Annotated in this window: 16 protein-coding genes; 4 read left to right on the forward strand and 12 right to left on the reverse strand. The window is 60.5% G+C overall.

The features are described 5' to 3' along the window. Positions 1-14: 14 nt before the first annotated feature. From ACN9M2_RS15950 to ACN9M2_RS15970, 5 genes are all read right to left on the reverse strand, one after another. On the reverse strand, positions 15-590 hold the full coding sequence (locus ACN9M2_RS15950; protein ID WP_426285614.1) for a hypothetical protein: 576 nt from the start codon (positions 588-590) through the stop codon (positions 15-17). A 140-nt stretch (positions 591-730) separates the two neighbouring features. After that, complete coding sequence (locus ACN9M2_RS15955; protein ID WP_426285615.1) at positions 731-2,407, reverse strand: type IV secretory system conjugative DNA transfer family protein; 1,677 nt, start codon at positions 2,405-2,407, stop codon at positions 731-733. A 107-nt stretch (positions 2,408-2,514) separates the two neighbouring features. After that, positions 2,515-2,832, reverse strand: coding sequence for a hypothetical protein (locus tag ACN9M2_RS15960; protein WP_426285616.1), 318 nt, complete (start codon positions 2,830-2,832; stop codon positions 2,515-2,517). A 618-nt stretch (positions 2,833-3,450) separates the two neighbouring features. Further along, positions 3,451-4,959 carry an ATP-binding protein gene (locus tag ACN9M2_RS15965; protein WP_426285617.1) on the reverse strand — a complete coding sequence of 503 codons (1,509 nt, stop codon included), beginning with the start codon at positions 4,957-4,959 and terminating at the stop codon, positions 3,451-3,453. Continuing rightward, a complete protein-coding gene (locus ACN9M2_RS15970) occupies positions 4,956-5,747 on the reverse strand; it encodes a response regulator (protein WP_426285618.1) in 792 nt (263 codons plus the stop codon). Before ACN9M2_RS15970 ends, ACN9M2_RS15965 begins: the two co-directional genes overlap by 4 nt. A gap of 99 nt (positions 5,748-5,846) precedes the next feature. Here ACN9M2_RS15970 and ACN9M2_RS15975 point away from each other — a divergent pair, with 99 nt between their 5' ends. Then, positions 5,847-6,698 carry a MipA/OmpV family protein gene (locus ACN9M2_RS15975; RefSeq protein WP_426285619.1) on the forward strand — a complete coding sequence of 284 codons (852 nt, stop codon included), beginning with the start codon at positions 5,847-5,849 and terminating at the stop codon, positions 6,696-6,698. Between the two features lie 1,036 nt (positions 6,699-7,734). Continuing rightward, positions 7,735-8,673, forward strand: coding sequence for a DUF3427 domain-containing protein (locus tag ACN9M2_RS15980; protein WP_426285620.1), 939 nt, complete (start codon positions 7,735-7,737; stop codon positions 8,671-8,673). 94 nt (positions 8,674-8,767) lie between these two features. On the opposite strand, the gene ACN9M2_RS15985 is transcribed toward ACN9M2_RS15980, so the two are convergent. The 7 genes from ACN9M2_RS15985 to ACN9M2_RS16015 all read right to left on the reverse strand — a co-directional run bounded on the left by ACN9M2_RS15985 (position 8,768) and on the right by ACN9M2_RS16015 (position 17,854). Further along, positions 8,768-9,667, reverse strand: coding sequence for a hypothetical protein (locus tag ACN9M2_RS15985; RefSeq protein WP_426285621.1), 900 nt, complete (start codon positions 9,665-9,667; stop codon positions 8,768-8,770). 152 nt (positions 9,668-9,819) lie between these two features. Continuing rightward, positions 9,820-9,996, reverse strand: coding sequence for an integrase core domain-containing protein (locus tag ACN9M2_RS15990; protein ID WP_426285622.1), 177 nt, complete (start codon positions 9,994-9,996; stop codon positions 9,820-9,822). 122 nt (positions 9,997-10,118) lie between these two features. Continuing rightward, a complete protein-coding gene (locus ACN9M2_RS15995) occupies positions 10,119-12,515 on the reverse strand; it encodes a S8 family peptidase (protein ID WP_426285623.1) in 2,397 nt (798 codons plus the stop codon). Between the two features lie 67 nt (positions 12,516-12,582). Beyond that, on the reverse strand, positions 12,583-13,374 hold the full coding sequence (locus ACN9M2_RS16000) for an AAA family ATPase (RefSeq protein WP_426285624.1): 792 nt from the start codon (positions 13,372-13,374) through the stop codon (positions 12,583-12,585). Positions 13,375-13,942: 568 nt separating this feature from the next. Then, the gene (locus tag ACN9M2_RS16005; RefSeq protein ID WP_426285625.1) at positions 13,943-14,713 is read right to left on the reverse strand and encodes an NrdJb; all 771 of its coding nucleotides are present in this window, start codon (positions 14,711-14,713) and stop codon (positions 13,943-13,945) included. A 57-nt stretch (positions 14,714-14,770) separates the two neighbouring features. Further along, positions 14,771-15,685, reverse strand: coding sequence for a histone (locus ACN9M2_RS16010; protein ID WP_426285626.1), 915 nt, complete (start codon positions 15,683-15,685; stop codon positions 14,771-14,773). A gap of 21 nt (positions 15,686-15,706) precedes the next feature. After that, complete coding sequence (locus tag ACN9M2_RS16015) at positions 15,707-17,854, reverse strand: adenosylcobalamin-dependent ribonucleoside-diphosphate reductase (protein ID WP_426285627.1); 2,148 nt, start codon at positions 17,852-17,854, stop codon at positions 15,707-15,709. Positions 17,855-18,216: 362 nt separating this feature from the next. On the opposite strand from ACN9M2_RS16015, the gene ACN9M2_RS16020 reads away from it, so the two are divergent. Together ACN9M2_RS16020 and ACN9M2_RS16025 are read left to right on the forward strand one after the other, a co-directional pair. Further along, positions 18,217-19,587, forward strand: coding sequence for a Do family serine endopeptidase (locus ACN9M2_RS16020; protein ID WP_426285628.1), 1,371 nt, complete (start codon positions 18,217-18,219; stop codon positions 19,585-19,587). A gap of 316 nt (positions 19,588-19,903) precedes the next feature. Next, complete coding sequence (locus ACN9M2_RS16025; RefSeq protein ID WP_426285629.1) at positions 19,904-21,397, forward strand: LysM peptidoglycan-binding domain-containing protein; 1,494 nt, start codon at positions 19,904-19,906, stop codon at positions 21,395-21,397. Position 21,398 lies beyond the last annotated feature (1 nt).

Here is a 21,398-nt window from a genome sequence, read left to right on the forward strand (position 1 = left end):
TGAGCGCTCCCTGCTCAGTAGGTATGGGTCCACGCTAAGATCAAGTCGTTGCGAATATGGCTATGGCTGTTGCCAGGCATCTGCTCCGCTTCGGTCGCAACGATCGCGCGCATGTAGATATTGACGGTACGGTCATTCACCTCAACCAAAAGGTGGGGACTAACCGGGCTGATAGATTTTGCGTCCAACCAACCCGCCTTTACCTCGTCGCGGCTCACGCGATGCAGCACCAATCGATCTTTGAATATCTCATCCAAGTCGATCGATGCGACGTGCTGAAGCCTGTCCATCGAGGTCCACTCGATCTCCACAGGGCTGGTAAATGTCCTTCCGCGGTCAGGGACGACGCCATGACTTCCCATCCATCTTTCGCGCCAGTTTTCAACGGGCGGCGTACCAGACGGGACGTCGCAAGACTCACCGTCATCTCCCATTTTCCGTGTACCGAACTCGCACCCGCAGTAGTTGATGCTACATGCGAGGGTGTTGAAGCACACCGCTCCGAACGAGTGACTGTGGAACTTCAAAGGCCATGGATCTTCTCCATACAACGGCCCAGCAAGTTCAGGATTCGGCTTATACGGTGTCATTTCGATCCTCCAGATCGGCGATTCCTAGCATTAAGTAAGCGTACCGCAACTTCGATTCAGGCCGGCAAGTTCACTCAATAAAAGTGAGTACGGTCCAGGGTCACGTCGTCGTGTCACAGCGGTCAATTCGCACGCAGTCGTCAAACCGACAACACTCCTACATCAACCCTAGGCAACAACTTCACCCTGAACCGCTTATCCTTGTAATACTTGATCTTCTCGCACTTCACCGGATGCGCAATGCCTTCATAGAGGATCACCTCCTTATCCGTCCCCATCGCCTTGAGCTCCTGCGGCAGCATCAATGCCCGGCGCTCGTCGGACCGGCTGCGTGACACGTCCCTGCCCTTCGACACGCTCTCCTTGGACACCGCCGTATAGCCAAGCATGTCCGAGTAGTCGTTCGCGTCCTGCTGTTCGCGAGGCGCGAAGATGATCTGCAAGGCATGATTGGTGATGATCGTCCGTGAGATGTCCTTGCCGTACGTCGCATCCAGCTGGGCCATGCTCTGGATGATGGGCAATAGGCGAAGTTTGTACCCCGCCATGTACGACACCGAACTGGCCAGAATGTCGACCTTTCCAATGGCGGTGAACTCGTCCATCAGCAGCAGGCATTGGTGTTTGAGTTCGGGATTGGTCTGCGGTAGTTCCCGCGTATTCACGTTGATCAACTGACTGAAGAACAGATTGACGATCAGGCGGCTCTCGGCCAGCTTGTTCGGCTGGATGCCGATGTAGATGGTCATCTTCTTCTTGCGCACGTCCGTGAGCAGGAAGTCGTTGCAGCTGGTGGCGGCATCCAGCACCGGGTTGATCCAGGCGTTCAGGGGTTCCTTGAAGCTGCCCATGATGGAGGCGAAGGTCTCGTCGGCCTGCGACAGCAGGTTGGCGAAGGCGGTCCTGGCATCCGAACTGAGGAAGTCGCGGCTCGACAGTCGCTCCAGGTATTCGCGCAGGCTTCCGCCATCGCTGGTCGAAAGCCGGAAGATCCCGCCCAGCGTGGGGAAGTGCAGTTCGCCAAACGGGCTATCCGCCTCCGCGGCGTTGTCCAGGTTCTCGAACAGGTAGAGGGCAAAGGCAGTAAAGGCGTTCCGCGCCTGGCTGATCCAGAATTTCTGGTCGCCATTGCCGTCCGGGTACAGCATGGCTGCGATGGACTGGATGTCGGAGATCCGAAAGGCGGGATCGGACGAGACGTAGTGCATGGGGTTCCAGCGATGGGTCCGCCGATCCTCCGCGAACGGATTGAACAGGTAGATCTCTTGGTCCTGCGACTTACGCCATCCGCTGGTCAGGTCGAAGTTCTCCTGCTTGATGTCCAGGACCACGATGGAGCCCTGGTATTCGAGCAGGTTGGGTATGACCACGCCGACGCCCTTGCCCGATCGGGTAGGCGCGGCAAGGATCACGAACTGCTGCCCGCTGAGCCGGATCAGCTTCTTGCCGAATTTACCTACGACGATGCCATTCGGTGAATCGTGAAGCAGACCCACCTTTTCGAGATCACGACGCGTCGCGAAGCGGGCGTCGCCGTGCAGCGTGCTCGACTTCGACTTCAGCAGAAGGACGACGCATCCGATCCACGCCAACGCAGGCAGGCCGAAGCCGACGATGCCACCGAACTTGATCTTCCAGACATAAGGCGCGAACTGCGGGTACGCCATCGCGTTGTAGTAGTCCCACCAGAGTCGCCACGTGACCGGCGAGTCGACGCCGATCAACAGGAGGGTCAGGTAACCCGAGAGGTAGACGCCGCTGCACAAGGCTGCGAGAAGGATGACCACCGCGAGGATGGTCTTGTTCGTTCCAGTCACTTAATGGCGCTCCGTGCCAATGGGAAGGGGGCGGAGTTTAGCCAACTTTTGGTGGCATGGATCAACGTGAGGAAAGTTCTCACGCGGTGGGTAAATCGCGCCCTTCACTACTCCGTTTCCATAGGTGCGGCGACGGTGTTGAAGTGGTTCGCGTCCCTTGCCTGATCCCACGACATCCGCGCATGTGCCTGCGCCGTGCACTGCACACCCATGTGCATCAGTGTATCGATGGCTTCGAGCGAGAGCGCCAGCTGTACGCAGTCCACGCTATCCGATTCATGCACGAGGTCAGCGAGTAGGCCGGTAAGACCACGGGCGTACTGCAACCATTCGGTCGCGTCATTGAGCAGGTCGTGCGCCGATGCTTCGGGGTCGATGTAATGGCGCGCGCGTCCATCCGCGCGAGCGGTGTCGTAAACAGGCATGAGCATTCCTTGGAAGTATTCGCAGCCGCTGTCCAGTTGCGGCACGCCACGCACAGCGCAACGTGCCGCGGATCAAACGGACTCGCGGGTTCAGCGGCTGCCCGAGACCGGGCGCCGGGTGGCGTGATTGATGAAGTGGACGCGGCGTCAGCCTGTTTCAGTCGCCCGCACGGGCGCTTGCCCCATAGGTGCGGACAAGAAACATCTCAGATGAGGGCCGAATCCGCGGTTCGTCAACCGTGTCTGCGAGGTCGGCAGACGGCCCGGTGACCGTTGGGGATGTCGCCGGGGGGATTCGGCGGGCGAGCGGGTACCGTATGATCGGTGGTAGCCATTATCGACTCTATGCTAGTTGGTCATGGTCAGCAGGCCCGGGGTGTTGGTAGCACCCTTGGCCTGCGCTTCTCATCGTACTTGCCGATGGTTGTCCGCTGGATGCAGATACAGCTCGCGGGCAACGGCACGACCCTAACAAAACATCTTATGGTTGTCTGTAGGCGCGCTTGCGACATGAGCGGATCGCCGAGTTTTCGCAACGGTGGGCATCGGTCTAGCGCGGATCGCATGAGCAATTGCGCACGAGCCATCCCGCATTTGGACCGAGTTCCGGTTTTCTCACTACACCGGTTGCGCACTCGGCTTCGGCAGATCCACCTGCACAAGCAATCCATGCGGCACGACGGGTAACAGACGGATGCTGCCGCCATGGCCGCGTATGACGTCGCGCGCGATCGCCAGGCCCAGGCCTGTGCCGCCGGTTGTCCGGTTACGCGATCCCTCCAGGCGCTGAAAGGGTGCGAAGGCACGCTCGACCTGTTCAGGCGCGATGCCCGGTCCATCGTCGCTGATGGCGATACCAATGGAATCGATGTGGTCACTCAGCTCGACCGTGACGTGCCTGGCGTATTTACAGCCATTCTCGACGAGATTGGCGAGCGCACGGCGCATGGCCACCGGCTGGCAGGGAAGCTGCGCGTGGTCAGGCCCGTGATAATCGACCCACCCTCCCGCATCACAGGCGTTGTCGCACAGGCTGATCAGCAACGCTGCGATGTCCACCGCACTGTGCGCCTCGGATGTGGCCTCTCCACCGGCGAAGGCCAGGGTGCTGTTGATCATGGCGTCCATCTCGGCGATGTCGGCCAATAGCTGCCGCTGCTGCGTTTCGTCGTCGACGTATTCGGCAAACAGCCGCAGGCGCGTGAGCGGCGTGCGCAGGTCGTGCGCGATCGCCGCCAGCATGTGGGTACGTTCGTCGACGAACTGCTTCAGCCGAAGCTGCATCTGGTTGAACGTCCGTGCGATCGAGGCGTACTCCGGAATGGACATATCGCCGATCAGGGTGGGCTTGCGTTCCCTTCCCAGACGCTCGGCGGCTTCGCTCAGCCGCGTCAATGGCCGAACCAGCCGGCGCGCCATCCCGAACGACAGGAAGCCGATAAATAGCAGCGTGACGATAATGATCGCAATGTTCCGGAAGCGGCGCGTGGCTGCCTTCTCGTCCAGGTTCTGTGAGACCACCAGCCAGCGCGAACCACCCAGATCGATGGCGATACGGAAGCTTCGCAGTATCGCGATATCCGATTGCATGCGATTGCGCGCGACGTTGACGAGACGCGTCGGCAGGCTGGCGGCCAGAACGACCAGGGTACCGGTCTCCAGGTCGATGTCGGTGGACGTGGTTTCCGCACTTGCCCGGATATCGGCCGGGTCGGTCCCGATTTGTGGCGCGATACCTCGCACGATCGACATCAGAAGCTCGGATGATGTGTCCGTCGTCGACGCGGAGACACCCGGGTGCACCAGGGAGAGCGTTCCGCTGGCAAATGTGGGCGCCGTGGTCTTCGCTACCGCCGAAGATGCCGGCTCGATGCGGAACCTCAACCACCCCGACGACGCGAGCGAATCCAGCTTCTTCTGTTGTTCTTCGACGGGTGAGTTGCGCGCCACTCGAACGGCTTCCACCGTACGCTCGGATAACCATTGCCCGTCGATGAGAATGAAGCTGGGTGGCGGCACCAGCCGCTTCAGCATGTTCTGGAATAACTCGATGGACACCTGCGACAGCAGGATGACGATGACGATGCGTGACGTCAGTCCGAACTTGGGGCGCCAGCGAAATGTCATGCGGTCTGGCCGTCTATTTCGGAGCTGACATCGGCGGCGAAGAAATACCCGCCATTGCGAACCGTCTTGATCAGCGCCGGATCGAGGGGATTGGCTTCGATCTTTCGCCGCAGCCGGCTGATCTGCACGTCGATGCTTCGGTCGAACGGGTTGCTGTTGCGTCCCCGTGCCAGGTCCAGCAGACGATCACGGCTGAGTATCTGCTGCGGATGTTCCACGAAGGCCAGCAGAAGATCGAACTCCCCGCTGGTCAGATCGGTAAGCATGCCGGTGGGCGACTTCAGGCTGCGATGGCTGACATTGAGTGTCCAGTCGGCGAAACGATAGACCGTTCGCCTGCTTTGCGCCTGATCCGCCTTGACATAGGTCCGGCGCAGCACGGCGCGGATACGGGCGATCAGTTCCCGCGGATTGAAAGGCTTGACGATGTAATCGTCGGCACCCAGTTCCAGGCCGACCACGCGATCGGTCTCCCCGTCCATGGCCGTCAGAAGGATGACCGGAATCGGTCGCTCCGCGTTCTGCAACTGCCGGCACAGGGAGAATCCGCTCTCGCCAGGTAGCATCACGTCCAGCACGATGAGGTCGGCTGCCTCGCGGCCCAGGGCGTCGAACATCTGCACGCCATCCCCAGCCACGGTGACATACATGCCGTGATCGCCGAGGAAGCGGGCCAGCATCGCACGGATGCGCTGATCGTCATCGACGATCAACACGTGCGGTTGGAGAGTGGTCGATGCGCTGGCCTTCATGGCCGGACGATAACGCAGTCCGGCACCCTGCGGCACGGCTGAAACATATTGAAATGATCTGCAAGGCCCAGGTCATCGTCCACGGCGGGCGGCCTCCTAGAGTCCAGTCCTCCGCCATCCCCAGGACGCCTGACCATGAAGAACCTGATCCCACTCCTACGCGCGGCCCCGGTGGCCTGTGCCATGGGAATCGCCATGCTCATGATGACTAATCCGGCATTGGCGCAAGATGCCCCGCCGCCAACGCAGGAAAGTGACTGGAATGTAGTCGCCGGGCTCGGTGTCCTGCGCACGCCGATCTTCCCCGGCGCATCCAAAAGCGAGGTTCGCCCTGCCCCTTATCTATCGATCGATTATGACGATCGCTTTTTCGTGCGCGGCCCCGCAATCGGAGTGAACCTGTTCCGGTTCGGCCAGGATGACCGCTTTCGGCTGGGGGTGATCACACGCATCACGCCGGAAGCCGAGTGGGACGAATCCGACGATCGTGCACTGCACGGCCTGGGCAAGATCAGTGGCGGCATCGATGCGGGAGTGTTCGGCAGCTACCGGAGCGAATCATGGTTTGCTGAAGTGGCGGCCACGCGTGGTGCTGTTCTCCGAAAGGAAAACGGTGAAAGCAGCACGCGTGGCAGCGGAACGGTAGTCCAACTTGGGTTCGGCTACACCACGCGCCTCGCGTCCAATCTCCGTTGGATGACACAGGTAAGTACCCAGTGGGCGGATGCGAACCGTACACGCACTTATTTCGGAGTCTCGCAGGCGCAATCCCTGGCCACGGGGTTGCAGCCCTACCAGCCCAAAGCCGGGATCACCAGCTACGGGGTGACGACGACGCTGAACTACGCTTTCGGCAAGCGTTGGACTGTCACCGGCTTGATCAAGTATGAGCGGCTGGCAGGCGACGCCAAGAGCAGCCCCATCGTTACCGCCAACGGAAAGACGAACCAGGTCTCCGTCGGCGCGTTCCTCGGGTATCAATTCTGATGTTGGGCCGGAAGCGCGGGGGCGTCGGACGCCCTAGCTGGGTGCGGCGGCTGAAATGGCTGTACGGCGGATGTGTCAGGCCCCCGCGCAAGCCTGGCTCGCCCGAGCCGGTCGGCGGGTGGGGAGAGTTGGCTTCTTTCGTGCTCCTGGTTAGGCTGACCCTCGATCATCGCGCGTCGGAGCCGGTTCGCATTGTTTGCGAAGAACGGATACTCAGGGATGCTCGGCGGCTTGCGTCCATGGGGTTCTTTGAGCTTTTTGCAGTGCGTTCCACTCCGCTGCGGGCCTTGCTTGAGGGTGAGGGGGTGATTAGGCGAAGTTGATTTATCAATGGAACTTACGACGCATTCCTTTCCAGGAATTGATCTTGGTTGAAAACGCCGGATCGTGCCGCAGTTCCTGCAGAAAATCGGCTATTCGAGGCTCGCGGTTTCGCCATCTCTGCAACGGCCCAAGCAAGAGGACCCGGCTTCGCAACCTGGGGTCTTGATCAGATCCATGAGCTCGTCGAAGCGCCCCTTCAGCAAAGCCGCGGAAACCGCGGCTACCAGGCCCATGCCGAAGTCGCCTGGCCTCGGCGGCGTAGCCGCCGGCTGTCTTTTATATAAGTCGACCAGCAAGTCCTATATGGCGCTGCTTCTTTCATCGCCATGCTCCTGGCGAGGGATTCCAGAGTTCCCTGTGAGTGGGGCATCACGATATGTTTGGCCAGCACGGGAAGCGCGTGCTTGTATGCGGAGCTGACTGAACTGGTCAACTTCGAGTGTTCTTGACCTCTTAGATTGACCGCAGAGGTATTAGACCATCCGGACATCCACCCGTTGCTTAGCAATGTTCCGCTGCGCCGTCGGAATAACGAACAACTTCCCTTGTCAGCGACTTCGGATTATTCTCAACACAAGGGGGCTTCGGCCTATAGTTGAAACACGCTCGCATTAAGCGATGGGGTCGTCGTGATTGGGGTTTGGGGAGAACCAAACGTGGCGGAGCCACCATTGGTTTATGGCTGGCCGACACGGCCTTCGAGGGGTTCGCAATGAAAAGCGAAATCCTCGACCTGTCCCGTTTCGTGCTAGGGAGCACTTACAGTCGCGCTGATATCGCTCATCTGGGAATGGTTTCCCCGAAGAATTTTAGTTGGCCCACCGGCATCACTGAGTTCGGCAATGCCGTCCTCCTCTTTGTGACGCTAGAGAAGACGCGATATACCTATCACGACCAGTTCGAGGGAAACCTCTTCTGGTGGCAAAGTCAGACTCGTCAAACTCAGGCAAACTCGATCCTCCAAAGTATTGCCACTGGCGAACGTGAGCCCCATCTTTTCGTTCGGGTGCGAGAGAAAAATCCGGCAACTCTACCTTTCGTATATTGTGGACGTCTCTCACCTCCGCTAATGGAAGGAGAGCGACCGGTTACTTGTCAGTTTGAAGCATTGGACGTGCTTTCCGGCACCACTGGAGAGTTAGCCCGGATCTATGCTTGGCGACCGGCCGCGCCCATGGAGGGCGTTGAAGCGGCGCGCCGTGATCGCCTCCTTGCCGAGGAACTTGCTGCACCGCGCGCTCGGGGTCAAGGGCGCATGAGAGATATTCAGCGGCGCAGGGCTGTGGAGCGACATGCAATGGATGTCGCGATAAAACATTACACAGCCTTAGGTTACGCGGTCACTGATACTTCTAGTACGCATCCATTCGACCTTGTTTGCATTAGAGACAATGTGAAGAAGCGCGTTGAGGTGAAGGGGACACAGTCCCTTGGCCTGAGTGTAGACGTCACCATTGGTGAGGTCGAGTCAGCGCGCCACAGACAAGACGACGATTACTCTACCGACCTATTCATTGTCCATTCGATCGCCCTAACAGGGTCTGGAGAATTGCTTCATGCTTCCGGAGGTGAGGTTAGGAAGTTCGAGAACTGGTCTCCGGCCGATGCTGACCTACGGGCTACGGCGTTTCGGTACCAAGTTCCAGTGTAGTTGAGGCGTACTGACAGGCATCAGGCCAACCGTGAGATGTTGCTGCGGCTCAGTCATGCATCTTCTTCGAAAGGCTCCCGGTCTTGAGGCTACATTACGAATCGTCATCATCGAATGCATCGGACTGTGTCCACAATTCTGGACGAACGACATCTATCACGTGATTTACGGTGTATTGCTGATGGATAATTTCGTCAAGATATCCGTAGAAGATCTCATGGGTTAAATCAACTTTTAACGAATCTCCTGGACGGACATCGACAAGCCTGGCCTGAAAACGACCCAACCACTCTTTATCAAGAATTGATGCATCGATTCTATGTCCAGAGTACTGAAATGACCACTGCGACCGCCCTAGATAGTCAGGCTTCTTGACGCGCATTAAAGTAATCTGATGTGTTTTCACAACATGCCGAGTTAATATCTCGCGAACAAGCTCAGCAGACAGAACAAGACGAGGATTCAAATGTACGCGGCCGTATGAACTGACGTAGGTCGCCCTGTCATTTTCATCGAGAACCGCTAACGACTGCTGGATCGCCTGGACATCGTTCAGGAGGGCGTCTGGCTGGAGCGGGCCGTATGCCGGAAGAATTTTAACGCCAGTATTTGTCGCCTCGCTTGCAATAATTTGAGTTAGTTCTTCCACATTGCTGCGCGAAACAAGCGTGTCGCGGTCCTCGCACCAACGAAGTATTAAATACTTAGCCTTAAGCAGGAAATGTCCGACGATCAACCTCCAATCGCTTTTTGCGAGGGCTTCATCCGGAATGTCTGAGATTACGTTCCTGAGAGTAGCGCGCACCGAGCCAGCTTCCACCGAGTCTAAGACCAGCGAAGCACCCAGCCCTTCATCAATCATCGCGATTAAATGCTTGTCGAGCGACTGTAGCGCGTCGACGATGCCTCCCATCGCTTTGAATACTCGCGAGGGATCACCCCGCCCTTGATCGAAGTCGACGACTAGTTCATATACCGAGGCTTCACTTTCCAAAACCTAGCTCCACGTATGCGACATCAATCCAATATCGGCATTCGTCGCGAGCACTTTAGGTTTACGGCTCATCGAAGGTAAGCGGAATCGGCAAAAATTGGTTATCGCACCAAGAATGAATAAGTGTAATGACCCACCGGTTCCTGCACAGGTCAAGCCGTTAAAGCATAAACCTCAGCGGGTGTTTTCATCTTCAGCACCTGATGCGGTCGCTGGTGGTTGCAGAAGCGGATCCAGTCGCCGATCGTGCGCATTGCGTGCGTCAGACTTTCGAACCCATGGCGGCGGGAATACAACGAGGAACGACCAAAGAATGCGCTAGGAGGCATGACGCCCGCAGCCTACGCACAACACCTGGCCAACCTGGCTATGATCAACCCCGGACTCTAAACCCGATCGCTACTGAAGGCGGGGGGACGTCGGTACCACATAGACGACGCATCTAGGGCATCTATCCATTCGCCCTGACATTCGCCCTTGCTTCAATCCTATTCTCAAGATCAATACGGATTGGCTCATAGATATCAATATTGACGTCAACAGGAATTTCGAATGACGCCATCAAGGCGAACGGGACCGCTTCGCGCAGCTGTCCGTGTTGAGCCTTGCATGTGACCCGGACACCAAGACCATCATCTCGCGTCCGGTGAAGAACGTTCCTTCCTTTGAGAGTCAGCTGAACGACGGTACCGTTAGCCGCCTGATCAAGTGCAGGCGCATCTGTTTCCGAAGTGCCAATCCACCATTTTTCTTCGTCCTCAGCTGCAACCTCAAGCCGTGCCGCGCGATGATGTGCCCGCTTATTATTGATAGGCGAGAACCAGGCAACGGTGAGCTTGATTCGGTGAGCGACAGCGAGTCCCTCGAGCGCTTCCGGAATTGGTAGCCGGAATACAAGGCTCCGATCTGCCTCTAACTCTCCTGAGTAAATCATCACCGCGCGATTTGCCGCACATTCGCGGATGAGATCGAAGTCAGGCCGCCCAAAACCTAAGCTTGCAGCTACATTGCCCCGTCGCCGTGCGTGAAGCCGCGGATCAGCTGGGCCAATCAGCCTTTTGATCAAGGCGGCGCTCTCGGTCCATTGCGCCGCATGAACTGCCATGGCCTTAAGCACAACTGCGAGAAACGGCTCAGGCACTTGAAGCTCAGGGCGTCCCTTAGGGTCAATTACCGCCAAAGCCTTCGCGAGGTTATGGGTTACAAGTGCGGCCGCGCCACTTGTGCCGTGAAAGCGTCGAAGCGCGTCTAGCCGCCCCTCAGCACCAGGGACGGCACACAGATGACCGAAAAGCCTTCCAGGCTTGGACGGGCCCACGTATACACCATCTGGTGAGGGAGACGCTGTCACGTACTCACGACCACCGTCAAACACAACATCGGGCTTGATTGCACGCCTTACGCCCGGCCCAAATGCACTACTACTTATCGGAAGATCAGCATCTAGGTATGAAGCATGAGACATGTTCGATCGACGCTCTACAACGGGAGCGCCGTCAGAGTGGCACGCACCCACAGTGAGCGCGTTGGCGGCTTCTGCGGGCGAGAGAAGCGATCGCATGGCTCGTGCGCCATAGACCGTCGCAATTAGCTTCTCAGCCCTCTGCTCGTCATTCAGCGCTTCGAACTCCGCAAGAGTGGCGATTCCGGTAGCAATCCCAGTTGTGTGGTTACCAGCACTCACAACAAAGAGTACTCGGTACTTAAAGGAAAGGTAATCTACAAGCCTCGCCCACGGACCCGCACGTCGAATGAAGGGCGAACTCTTATCGCCTACCGAAAGGTTGATAATCGTGACATCGGGCGCAGTGGGCGGATCTCCACCCACCCCCTCTTTCATCCTCCGGACGGCTCGCCAGACGAGGTCAAGCGGAAATTCGTTATTTGGAGTTCGCTCTTCCTCATTCGCTTGCTCGGCGATAAGGATTGGACGAGCGTATATTGAGATCGGCAGGGGATCCGCAGAATGTAGATCACCATTAAGGATGAGCGAACACATCGCCGTGCCGTGAGATCGCGAAGCGGGGGCGCTTGTCCTCTCGAAGTTATCTACATCATCAATGACCACTCGTCCACGCAAGCGGTCATGCCGATGCAACGGCAGGCCATCCAGAACTGCGATGCGCAAGACAGGTGAGATTTCCGGCGAGACTGCGTCAGGTGGAGCATCCTCCGGATCACCGGCCTGATCATCGACACTAACGATAGACTGCGGTTTCAAGTACATTACGCCAACTGCACTTGCAACGGTTTCATCCAAGCCTTGGACGATCTGGAGTGCGTGAGCCGGCTCGATGTCGAGAAGAACTGCGTGGTAGTCGATCTCGTCAATGATGCACTCGGAAATTAGCGCAACGCCTTGACGGCCGATCCCGACCGTTTCTAGATTTCGCTGCCGATCCTCGGGTCGGGGCCGATACCACAATTGAGCTTCGATGCGTACCGACTGGTTCGGTGCGAACTCCAAGGAATCTCGTAGGTATTCTTCAGTTTCCGAAAGAACACGATCTTTCGCGTTCCACGAGCGAACATCTCGAAGGTGCTCAAAGAACTCGGTCCAAGCCCCGAACGGTCGCGGCAGCTTCTGTCCAGCCTTGAACAGGTTCCATAGTGAGATGATCTGTTGCAGGGCCCTAAGATCTGGAATTACGGCGTACAACCTGCCTTGAACCTGCGCAGCGCCTTCAGGCTCTCTAAAGTCGTCATCCGCCTCAAAATCCACTTCGTCTTCAAGCGCAACAATCAAGCCAGACACACGCTGAAAAGCCGCAATGAAATCACTTCGGCGACCGGCGGTCTCGAAGACAACTGTCCGCTCAGGCTCAATGCCTAATGCGTCTTCTTGCAAAAGGATAGGCTGACCTGCCGCGGCACGCTCAGTAACAACCCTGAGCCGCTCGAACACTGGGTCCAGTCTAACGACCTGACGTGCGAGCCCCGGAACGCTTGGCCCCGGGACTGCTCTTGACGGCGCGTTTCGCTTTTTCTCTTCTCGTTCCGGCGCTACCGACAGCAATGGACGTTCCGACATCCCTCCCCCCCTTTCCCTTAATGACAGCATCTACCGCTCGCAGCGTAGATGTAATTGTGCTGCTCGAATCCTCACTTCCCTGGCGCAACACCACCTGCCGTAGAACGCCCATGCAGCGCTCTTCCAACTCGGCAAAACTGCGAGGACTACCCATCAGCTTCGAGATCAGCTGGATGTCGCGCTGACTGAAAAGATCACCGCCTCGTGAAGCAAAGAATGCTTTCAAGAACCCTTGAATCTGGGCCGATGTAGGCGAAGGAAGGACCATACGCGCCTGGAATCGTCTCCAAACCGCTCGATCTAATAGCTCCTCGTGATTGGTCGCGGCGACGACGACCACGTAGGACGGCAAACTATCCACCTGCATTAGGAGTGAACTCACGACACGCTTAATCTCACCCGTCTCGTGCGTGTCGCCTCGCTCTTTACCTATCGCATCGAACTCATCAAAAAAAAGGACGCAGGGTGTAGTCCGCGCATATTCGACAAGCCGCCTAAGCCTCGCTGCCGTCTCTCCAAGGAAACTGCCAATCAAGAGGTCGTATCGGACGATCATCAGCGGCAAGCCCATCGCTTCAGCAAGTGCCTCAGCGAGCGCAGTCTTACCGTTGCCAGGAGGACCAACCAAAAGAACCCGGTTGCGTGGCTCCAAGGCGTATGAATGGAGAAGTTCCACCCTCGCATGCTCTTCGACGAGCTCAAGACAGGCAGTTAGAACTCCCTTCGGAAGAACTAGCGAGCCTATCGATCGCTTAGGAACCACCTCGGTTACCAGCTCTCTCCCTCGCGCAAGATCCGGCGCCGCCGCAGACGCAGTTTGCCGGGCCGGGACCGTGTAGTTTCTGGTCAGAGCCGCGGATAATTGGTCCGCGAGGATCCCGTGGCGCTTCGCCCGCTCTTCGGCAGCTAAGGCGCTTACCACGCGTTCGACGGCTGTCCGATCGCCAGCTAGGGCGTTCCGTACAAGTGAAAGTAGAAGATCGCTACGCGCCATGTGAAGTGCCGATTCCAGTCTGGTGACAGTATCGAATTTGGCCGCACGGCGAAAGTCGCATCGATCAAAATGTATACCTTCTGATACGCGACGCTTCGGTGCATTGGCTCGCGTGTAGCAAGCGCGGAGGCCAAAGCTGCGGCATGCGCGGTAGCACTTTATGGGGTCGGTGCTAGCACTTTATGGGGCATCGACAAGCGCCTTATGGGTATCCCCACAATGAGGCCCTGAAGGCCCGTGCGGGATCAGCTCACCCACACTTCGAATACCCACAATTCAAACAAGTCTGGCACCCATCCATCAGCACCAGCGCCTGCGTATTGCACTTCACGCAAAGCGTAGCGCCAGGCGGGAAGCCGGAGGCTTCGGTGGATGCTGAGGCGGACTGGCTTTCGCCGGCGGAGCCGGCTCCCACCGAGGCAGCGGCGGACTTGGCGGCGGGCTTCGCGTTCGCGTTTTCGTAGGCGGCGCGCTTTTCCGCGATGAGCTGGCGGGTGGCGTCGCTCATTTCGGGGTCGTGGATCAGGCCGATCGACTTCATGTGCTGTTCGATCACGCCGCCGATCTCGGCCACGATGCTGGGCATGTAGATGCCGCCGGCCTTGAAGTAGCCGCCGCGCGGGTCGAAGACGGCCTTGAGCTCTTCGACGATGAAGGTCACGTCGCCACCCTTGCGGAAGACGGCGGACAGGATTCGGGTGAGCGCCACGATCCACTGGAAGTGGTCCATGTTCTTCGAGTTGATGAAGAGCTCGAAGGGACGGCGCTGCTCGTGCTGGGTACCGGCGTTCAGGACGATGTCGTTGATCGTCACGTACAGCGCGTGCTCGAAGAGCGGCGACTTGATCTTGTACGTGTTGCCGACGAGGGTCTCCGGTCGCTCCAGGCTTTCGTGCATCTGGATGACTTCGGCCACCGGCGCGGCTTCTTTCACCGGCGACGGGGCGGGGGCCGGGGTGGCCTTGTCCTCGGGCTTAACGACGTTGTAGCCCTTGATCTTCTTTTCGATCTTGATCGCCATGACTTTTCTCTCTTGGATATCCGGCCCGGCGCGTACGCCGGGCCGGATGGGTACTACTTACTTACGACGGCCACGGCCGGCGCTCTTGCGCGCCGACGTCCGGCCGGTCTTGCTGGCAGTGGACCTCTTTACCGCCTTGGAGGCGGCTTTCTTACCGACAGCCTTGCGGGCGGTCGTCTTGCCGGCGGCCTTGCGGACCGTCTTCTTCGTAGCCTTCTTGGCGACGCGGCCGGTGGTCTTGCGACCGGCTGCCTTCTTCGCCGCGCCCTTGCGGGCCGTCTTCTTGACGGCGACCTTGCGGCCAGCCGACTTCTTCACCGCAGCCTTGCGGCCCGCCTTCTTGGCGGCGACCTTGCGGGCCGGCGCCTTCTTGACGGCTTTCTTGACAGCCTTCTTGGTCGCCTTCTTGGCGGCGACCTTCTTCGCCGGTGCCTTCTTGGCCGAAGCCTTCTTGGCGGCCGACTTCTTCACCGTGGCCTTCTTCGCAGCCGACTTCTTGGCCACCGACTTCTTCGCGGCAGCCTTCTTGCCGACGGCCTTCTTGGCCGAGGCCTTCTTCGGTGCAGCCTTCTTGGCAGCCGCCGCCTTCTTGGCCGGAGCCTTCTTCGCGGCAGCCTTCTTCGTGGCCTTCTTGGCAGCCTTCTTCTTCGCCGGAGTCGGCGCTTCGACGACGACCGGCTCGGCCTTCTTGGCCGGCTTGCGGGCGACCTTCTTCTTCAGCTTCACGATGGGCGTGGCTTCCGAAGCGGCCTTGCTCGTCTCGTCGCTCACCGGGGTATCCCGGATCGGCGACGGCACGAGGTCGACCACCTTCTTGGCGACCGGCTTGCGCTTGACGACTTTCTTGGCGACGACCGATGCAGCTGGCGTCACGGCGGCGGCGACTTCCGTCTCCGCTGCCGGCGTGCTGTCGGTATCGATGGTGTCGACCGAGGGCAGTTCACCCTCGACGATCTGGTTTTCACTCGACATACGTATTCCCTCTCCGCGGGGTCAGAACTTGCCGTAATAGCCTTCCTTCAAGGCATCGAAGAGGTTCGCGGCGGTGTGCATTTCACCGTCGTACTCGACTTCGTCGTTGCCTTTCAGTTCGACAACGCTACCGTCTTCCAATTCGAAGCGATAGAGGGTGTTCTCGAGGTCGGTTTCCTTGACCAGCACACCCTGGAACGCGGCGGGGTTGAACCGGAAGGTGGTGCAGCCCTTCAGACCCTGCTTGTACGCGTAGAAATAGATGTCCTTGAAGTCTTCGTACGGGTAGTCCGTGGGCACGTTGGCGGTCTTGGAAATGGAGGAGTCGATCCACTTCTGCGAGGCCGCCTGGATGTCCACGTGCTCCTTCGGGCTGATGTCGTCGGCCGAGACGAAGTAATCCGGCAGGCGGGTCTTCGGGTCGTCGGAGAACGGCAGGGCGTCGCCGTTGATGAAGGCGCGGTAGGCCAGCAGCTCATAGCTGAAGACCTCGACCTTCTCCTTGGACTTCTTGCCCTCGCGGATCACGTTGCGCGAGTAATGGTGCGCGAAGCTGGGCTCGATGCCGTTGGAGGCATTGTTGGCCAGGCTCAGCGAGATCGTGCCGGTGGGCGCGATGGACGAGTGGTGGGTGAAGCGCGCTCCGGTCTCGGCCAGGGCCTCGACCAGGTTCGGGGCCACCTCGGCCACGCGCTGCATGTAGCGCGAGTACTTCGCGTGTAGCACGCTGCCCTTGATGGCCTGGCCGACCTTCCAGCCGTCCTTCACCATCTCCGGGCGCTTGCGCAGCATGTCGCCGGTGACTTCGTAGTCGCGGGCCAGGACGGGCGCCGGGCCCTTTTCCTTGGCCAGTTCCAGCGCCACTTCCCAGCCGGCCACGGCCATCTCACGGGAGACTTCTTCCGTGAAGGCCACGGCATCGGACGCGCCGTAGCGCATCTTCAGCATGGTGAGGGTGGAGCCCAGGCCGAGGAAGCCCATGCCGTGGCGGCGCTTGGACATGATCTCCTCGCGCTGCTGCGGCAACGGCAGGCCGTTGATCTCCACCACGTTGTCGAGCATGCGGGTGAACACGCGCACCACTTCGCGGTACTCGTCCCAGTCGAAGCGGGCCTTCGGGCCGAACGGGTCGCGCACGAAGGTGGTGAGGTTCACCGAGCCCAGCAAGCACGAGCCGTACGGCGGCAGGGGCTGCTCGCCGCAGGGGTTGGTGGCGCGGATGTGCTCGCACCACCAGTTGTTGTTCATCTCGTTGACGCGGTCGATGAGGATAAAACCCGGCTCGGCGTAGTCGTACGTCGAGACCATGATCATGTCCCACAGGTGCCGCGCGCGGATGTGGCCGTAGATCTTGCAGGCCACCAGGCCGTCGTCACGGGTGACGTAGTTTTCCTTGGTGGGCCACTCGCGCCAGATGACCTTGGCCGGATCGGTCAGGTCGATCTCGTGCTGTTCCTTCACGTGCACCGGGAAGACCGTGGGCCAGTCCTGGTCGTTCTCCACCGCGTCCATGAAACCGTCGGTGATCAGCAGCGACAGGTTGAACTGGCGCAGGCGGCCATCCTCGCGCTTGGCGCGGATGAATTCCTTGGCGTCCGGGTGGGCGATGTCGAAGGTACCCATCTGCGCGCCGCGGCGGCCGCCGGCGGACGAGACGGTGAAGCACATCTTGTCGTAGATATCCATGAACGACAGCGGGCCCGAGGTGTGGGCACCGGCACCGGACACGTAGGCGCCGCGCGGACGCAGCGTCGAGAATTCATAGCCGATGCCGCAGCCGGCCTTCAGCGTGAGGCCCGCCTCGTGCACCTTCTCCAGGATGTCGTCCATCGAGTCGAGGATGGTGCCCGACACGGTGCAGTTGATCGTCGAGGTGGCGGGCTTGTGCTCCAGCGCACCGGCGTTGGACGTGATGCGGCCAGCGGGGATCGCACCGCGGCGCAGGGCCCAGAGGAATCTCTCGTACCAGTGGTGACGCAGTTCGTCGGTGGCTTCCACGTCCGACAGGGCGCGCGCGACGCGCTTGTAGGTCTCGTCCACCGAGCCGTCGACGGGATCGCCCGACTTGGCCTTCAGGCGGTACTTCTTGTCCCAGATGTCGTACGAGGCGGGCTGAAGCGGAATCGCCGCGGTCTCAAGCCCCATGGCTTGCGCACGTGCAGTGCTCATGTATGTCGTCCTCGAGTCTTGGCCCTTGTAGGCCTTCTTATAGGTATGCGATGGCGCAACCTGTCGGTGCCCCTCCCCCCGGAGGTCTCACCGACCATCCTTGCTACCCTCGCCGGCTCCGAAAAGCCTTTGCCGACGCTGGTTTGACGCTTGTACCTGATGATCCGCAGCACCAGCACTTGGTAGATAGCGAACTTCGGAACACAAGATGTTGTGGTTGCGGCCGGAGTGAACCTTAAACCCGGAGGGGGGCGATGTAAAGTGTCGGCGAAGGCATTCTCAAGGATTGAAACCCGGGGCCCGGGTTGTGGTCGAATGCCCCCGAGAACGTGCCCGGAGCACACCCGACAAGGAGCTTTTCAATGCCTGCCAGCAGTTACCGGCGATCCACCCTGTTCACCCTCGGCGCCGCCCTGGCCTTGAGCCTGGCCTCGCCCGCGTTCGCTTCCCTGCCGCCATCCGTCGATGGCCAGCCGATCCCTTCGTTGGCGCCGATGCTGGCCAAGGTCACACCCGCGGTGGTGAACATCTCGACGAAGACACACGTGCGCGCACGCGATCCCTATTTCGACGATCCGCTGTTTCGCCAGTTGTTCGGCAACCAGGGGTTCCAGCGCGAGCGCGTGGAGCAGAGCCTGGGCTCGGGCGTGGTCATCGACGCGGCCAAGGGTTACGTGCTGACCAACAACCACGTCGTGGGGGGCGCGGACGACATCACGGTGACCCTGCAGGACGGCCGCGACTTCAAGGCGAAACTGCTCGGCAGCGACCCGGACACCGACGTCGCGGTGCTGCAGATTCCCGCCGATCGCTTGCAGGCCCTTCCCATCGCCGACTCTTCGCAGCTGCGCGTGGGCGATTTCGTGGTGGCCGTGGGCGACCCGTTCGGGCTCGGACAAACCGCCACCTCGGGCATGGTCTCGGCGCTGGGCCGTTCGGGCCTGGGCAAGGGCTTCCAGAACTTCATCCAGACCGACGCCTCGATCAACCCCGGTAACTCCGGTGGCGCGCTGGTGAACCTGCGCGGCGAGCTGGTCGGCATCAACTCGATGATCTTCACGCCCTCGGGCGGCAACGTGGGCATCGGCTTCGCCATCCCCACCGACCTCGCCACCGGCGTGATGAAGCAGCTGCTGGCCTACGGCAAGGTGCGCCGCGGCAACCTCGGTCTGGAAGTGCAGGACATCACGCCACGCATCGCGCAGGCGCTGAACCTGAAGGACACCAACGGCGCGGTGGTCACGCGGATCAACGACGGCTCGCCGGCCGAGGGCGCGGGCGTGCAGGTCGGCGACGTGCTGAGCGCGGTCGACGGCAAGCCCGTGCGCGCGGCGCAGGATGTACGCAATGCGGAGGGCCTGCTGCCCTTGGGCGCAAAGGTGAAGCTCACGGTGAAGCGAGACGGTGCCACGCAGGATGTGCAGGCGACCATCGCGGCGGTGAAGCTCGCCACGCTGGACGGCGCGAAGGTGGACGCGCGACTGGCGGGGGTCACGCTGAGCGATCTCACGCCGGAGCAGAAGGCGCAGGGTTTGTACGGCGTGGCGTTGAGCGGCGTGCGGCGCGGCTCGGCGGCGGCTTCGGCGGGGCTCCAGGATGGGGACATCGTGATCGGGATCGCGCAGCGGCGAGTGGCGGGGGTGAAGAGCCTGCCGACCACGGGGTCGCTGGGTGGGCGGCAGTTGTTGTTGACTGTCGTGCGGGATGACGCGGTGTATTACGCGGTGTTGTGAGGGTGTCGCCGCTGAAGCGGCTCCCACAAAGGCATACCCGGCTCGACGAAGGCACACCAGACCCCGCGCCCCGTTGTGGGAGCCGCTTCAGCGGCGATCCACTCCCCATGCCCCGTTGTGGGAGCCGCTTCAGCGGCGATCCGCTCCCCGTGCCCCCGTTGTGGGAGCCGCTTCAGCGGCGATCAGCCCGACAGCCTACGTTCCGTTTACCAACGGCAGGATGCTGAACGACGTCAATGGTGCGCGCGGGCCCCCGATGGCCCACAATTGCGGCCTTGTTTGCCTACCCCGTCCCATCCCGAGGTTCTTGCCGTCCATGTCTCTTCGTTTCGCGCGACTGTTCACCGCCACGCTGATCGGCCTTAGCGCCTCCGCCACCGTTCTTGCCGCGGGACCGCAACTGGTCTGGCGCGGAGACATCACCACGGCCCGAGGCGTGGTCACCGACGTCGCCAAGGCGTGGGAAAAGGCCGGCAAAGGCAAGATCGAACTGCAACCCTTCAACACCGCCTCCGGCATCGACGCGGTGGTCAAGGGCTCCGCCGACCTCGCGGGTTCCGCCCGCCCGGGTGTCGGCGGTGCCGAGCAGTCGCTCACCTTCACCCCGGTCGCATGGGATGCGCTGGTGATGGTCACCTACCCGTCCAACCCGGTCAGCAACATCACGCTCAAGCAGCTCCATGAGATCTACATGGGGCACATCACCAACTGGAAGGAACTCGGCGGCAACGACGCCCCGATCAACCTCTATGCGGTGGCCAGCCCGGGCGATGGCGTGGAATACAGCCTGCGCAAGCTGCTCTTCGGCCGCGGCAACCAGCCGGTGGCCGCGCCGCGCCTCTACGTGAACGTGGCCAAGCTCGAAGAGGGCGTCACCCTCGACAAGCAGGGCCTGGGCGCCACCACGCTCGCCGGCGCATCGTCGAACAAGAAGGTGAAGATCCTCTCCATCGATGGCGTCGCGCCCTCGATGTCGACGGTCGGCAGCGGTACGTATCCGCTGTACACCGAGCTCTATCTGGTCAGCAACGAGTCCGGTCCGAAGGCGGCGGAGGTGAAGGAGTTCATCACCTTCCTCACTTCCAGCCAGGGTAGCTCGCTGCTGCGCTCGCACAGCCTCATCCCGTACGCCGACGGCATGGCCCTCGCCTCGAAGGACGCCGCCCGCCGTGCCGCCATCGCTTCCACCGTCGGCACCCGTGCCAACGTGGGTCAGGCGATGACCACGCCGACCGCCGTCGCCGCCGCGCCTGCCGCTGTCGCCGCGAAGGAAACCGCCCTGGCCAAGGCCCAGGTGGCCGGCAAGGGTGCCAAGGCCGCGAAGGAGACCAAGGCATCGGTCGCCACCACGGCCGAGCCGTCGCAGTTCGCCAAGGTGGTCGCCAGCGTCAGCACCACGGCGCACATGGGCTTTGCGGGCGTGCGCTCGGATGCCTTCACCGTTTCGGACAACGCCAAGGTCGGCGGCAAGTTCGCCAAGGTGCTGGCCGACGCGGTCACCGTGAAGGGCAAGCCGGTGGCGAAACCCGTCACCGCCGCGCCGGTGGACGCCACGGAGAAGTCCACGGCCGTCACCACGCCGAAGGTCGCCGAGGCCAAGCCGGCCGCGAAGGCCGCGAAGCCGGTGGCGAAGGCCGTGGAAGAGAAGAAGCCGGCCGCCGCGTCGCGCACCTACAAGGTGGCGCCGGGCGACACGCTCTACTCCATCGCCAAGAAGAACTCGCTCGACGTGAACAAGCTGCGCGCGATGAACGGCCTGAAGGACAACAACGTCCGCCTCGGCCAGGTGCTCAAAGTGGGCGCCCGCTAAG

Source organism: Luteibacter sp. E-22, from assembly GCF_049913125.1.
In the GTDB taxonomy this organism is placed as follows: Bacteria; Pseudomonadota; Gammaproteobacteria; order Xanthomonadales; family Rhodanobacteraceae; genus Luteibacter.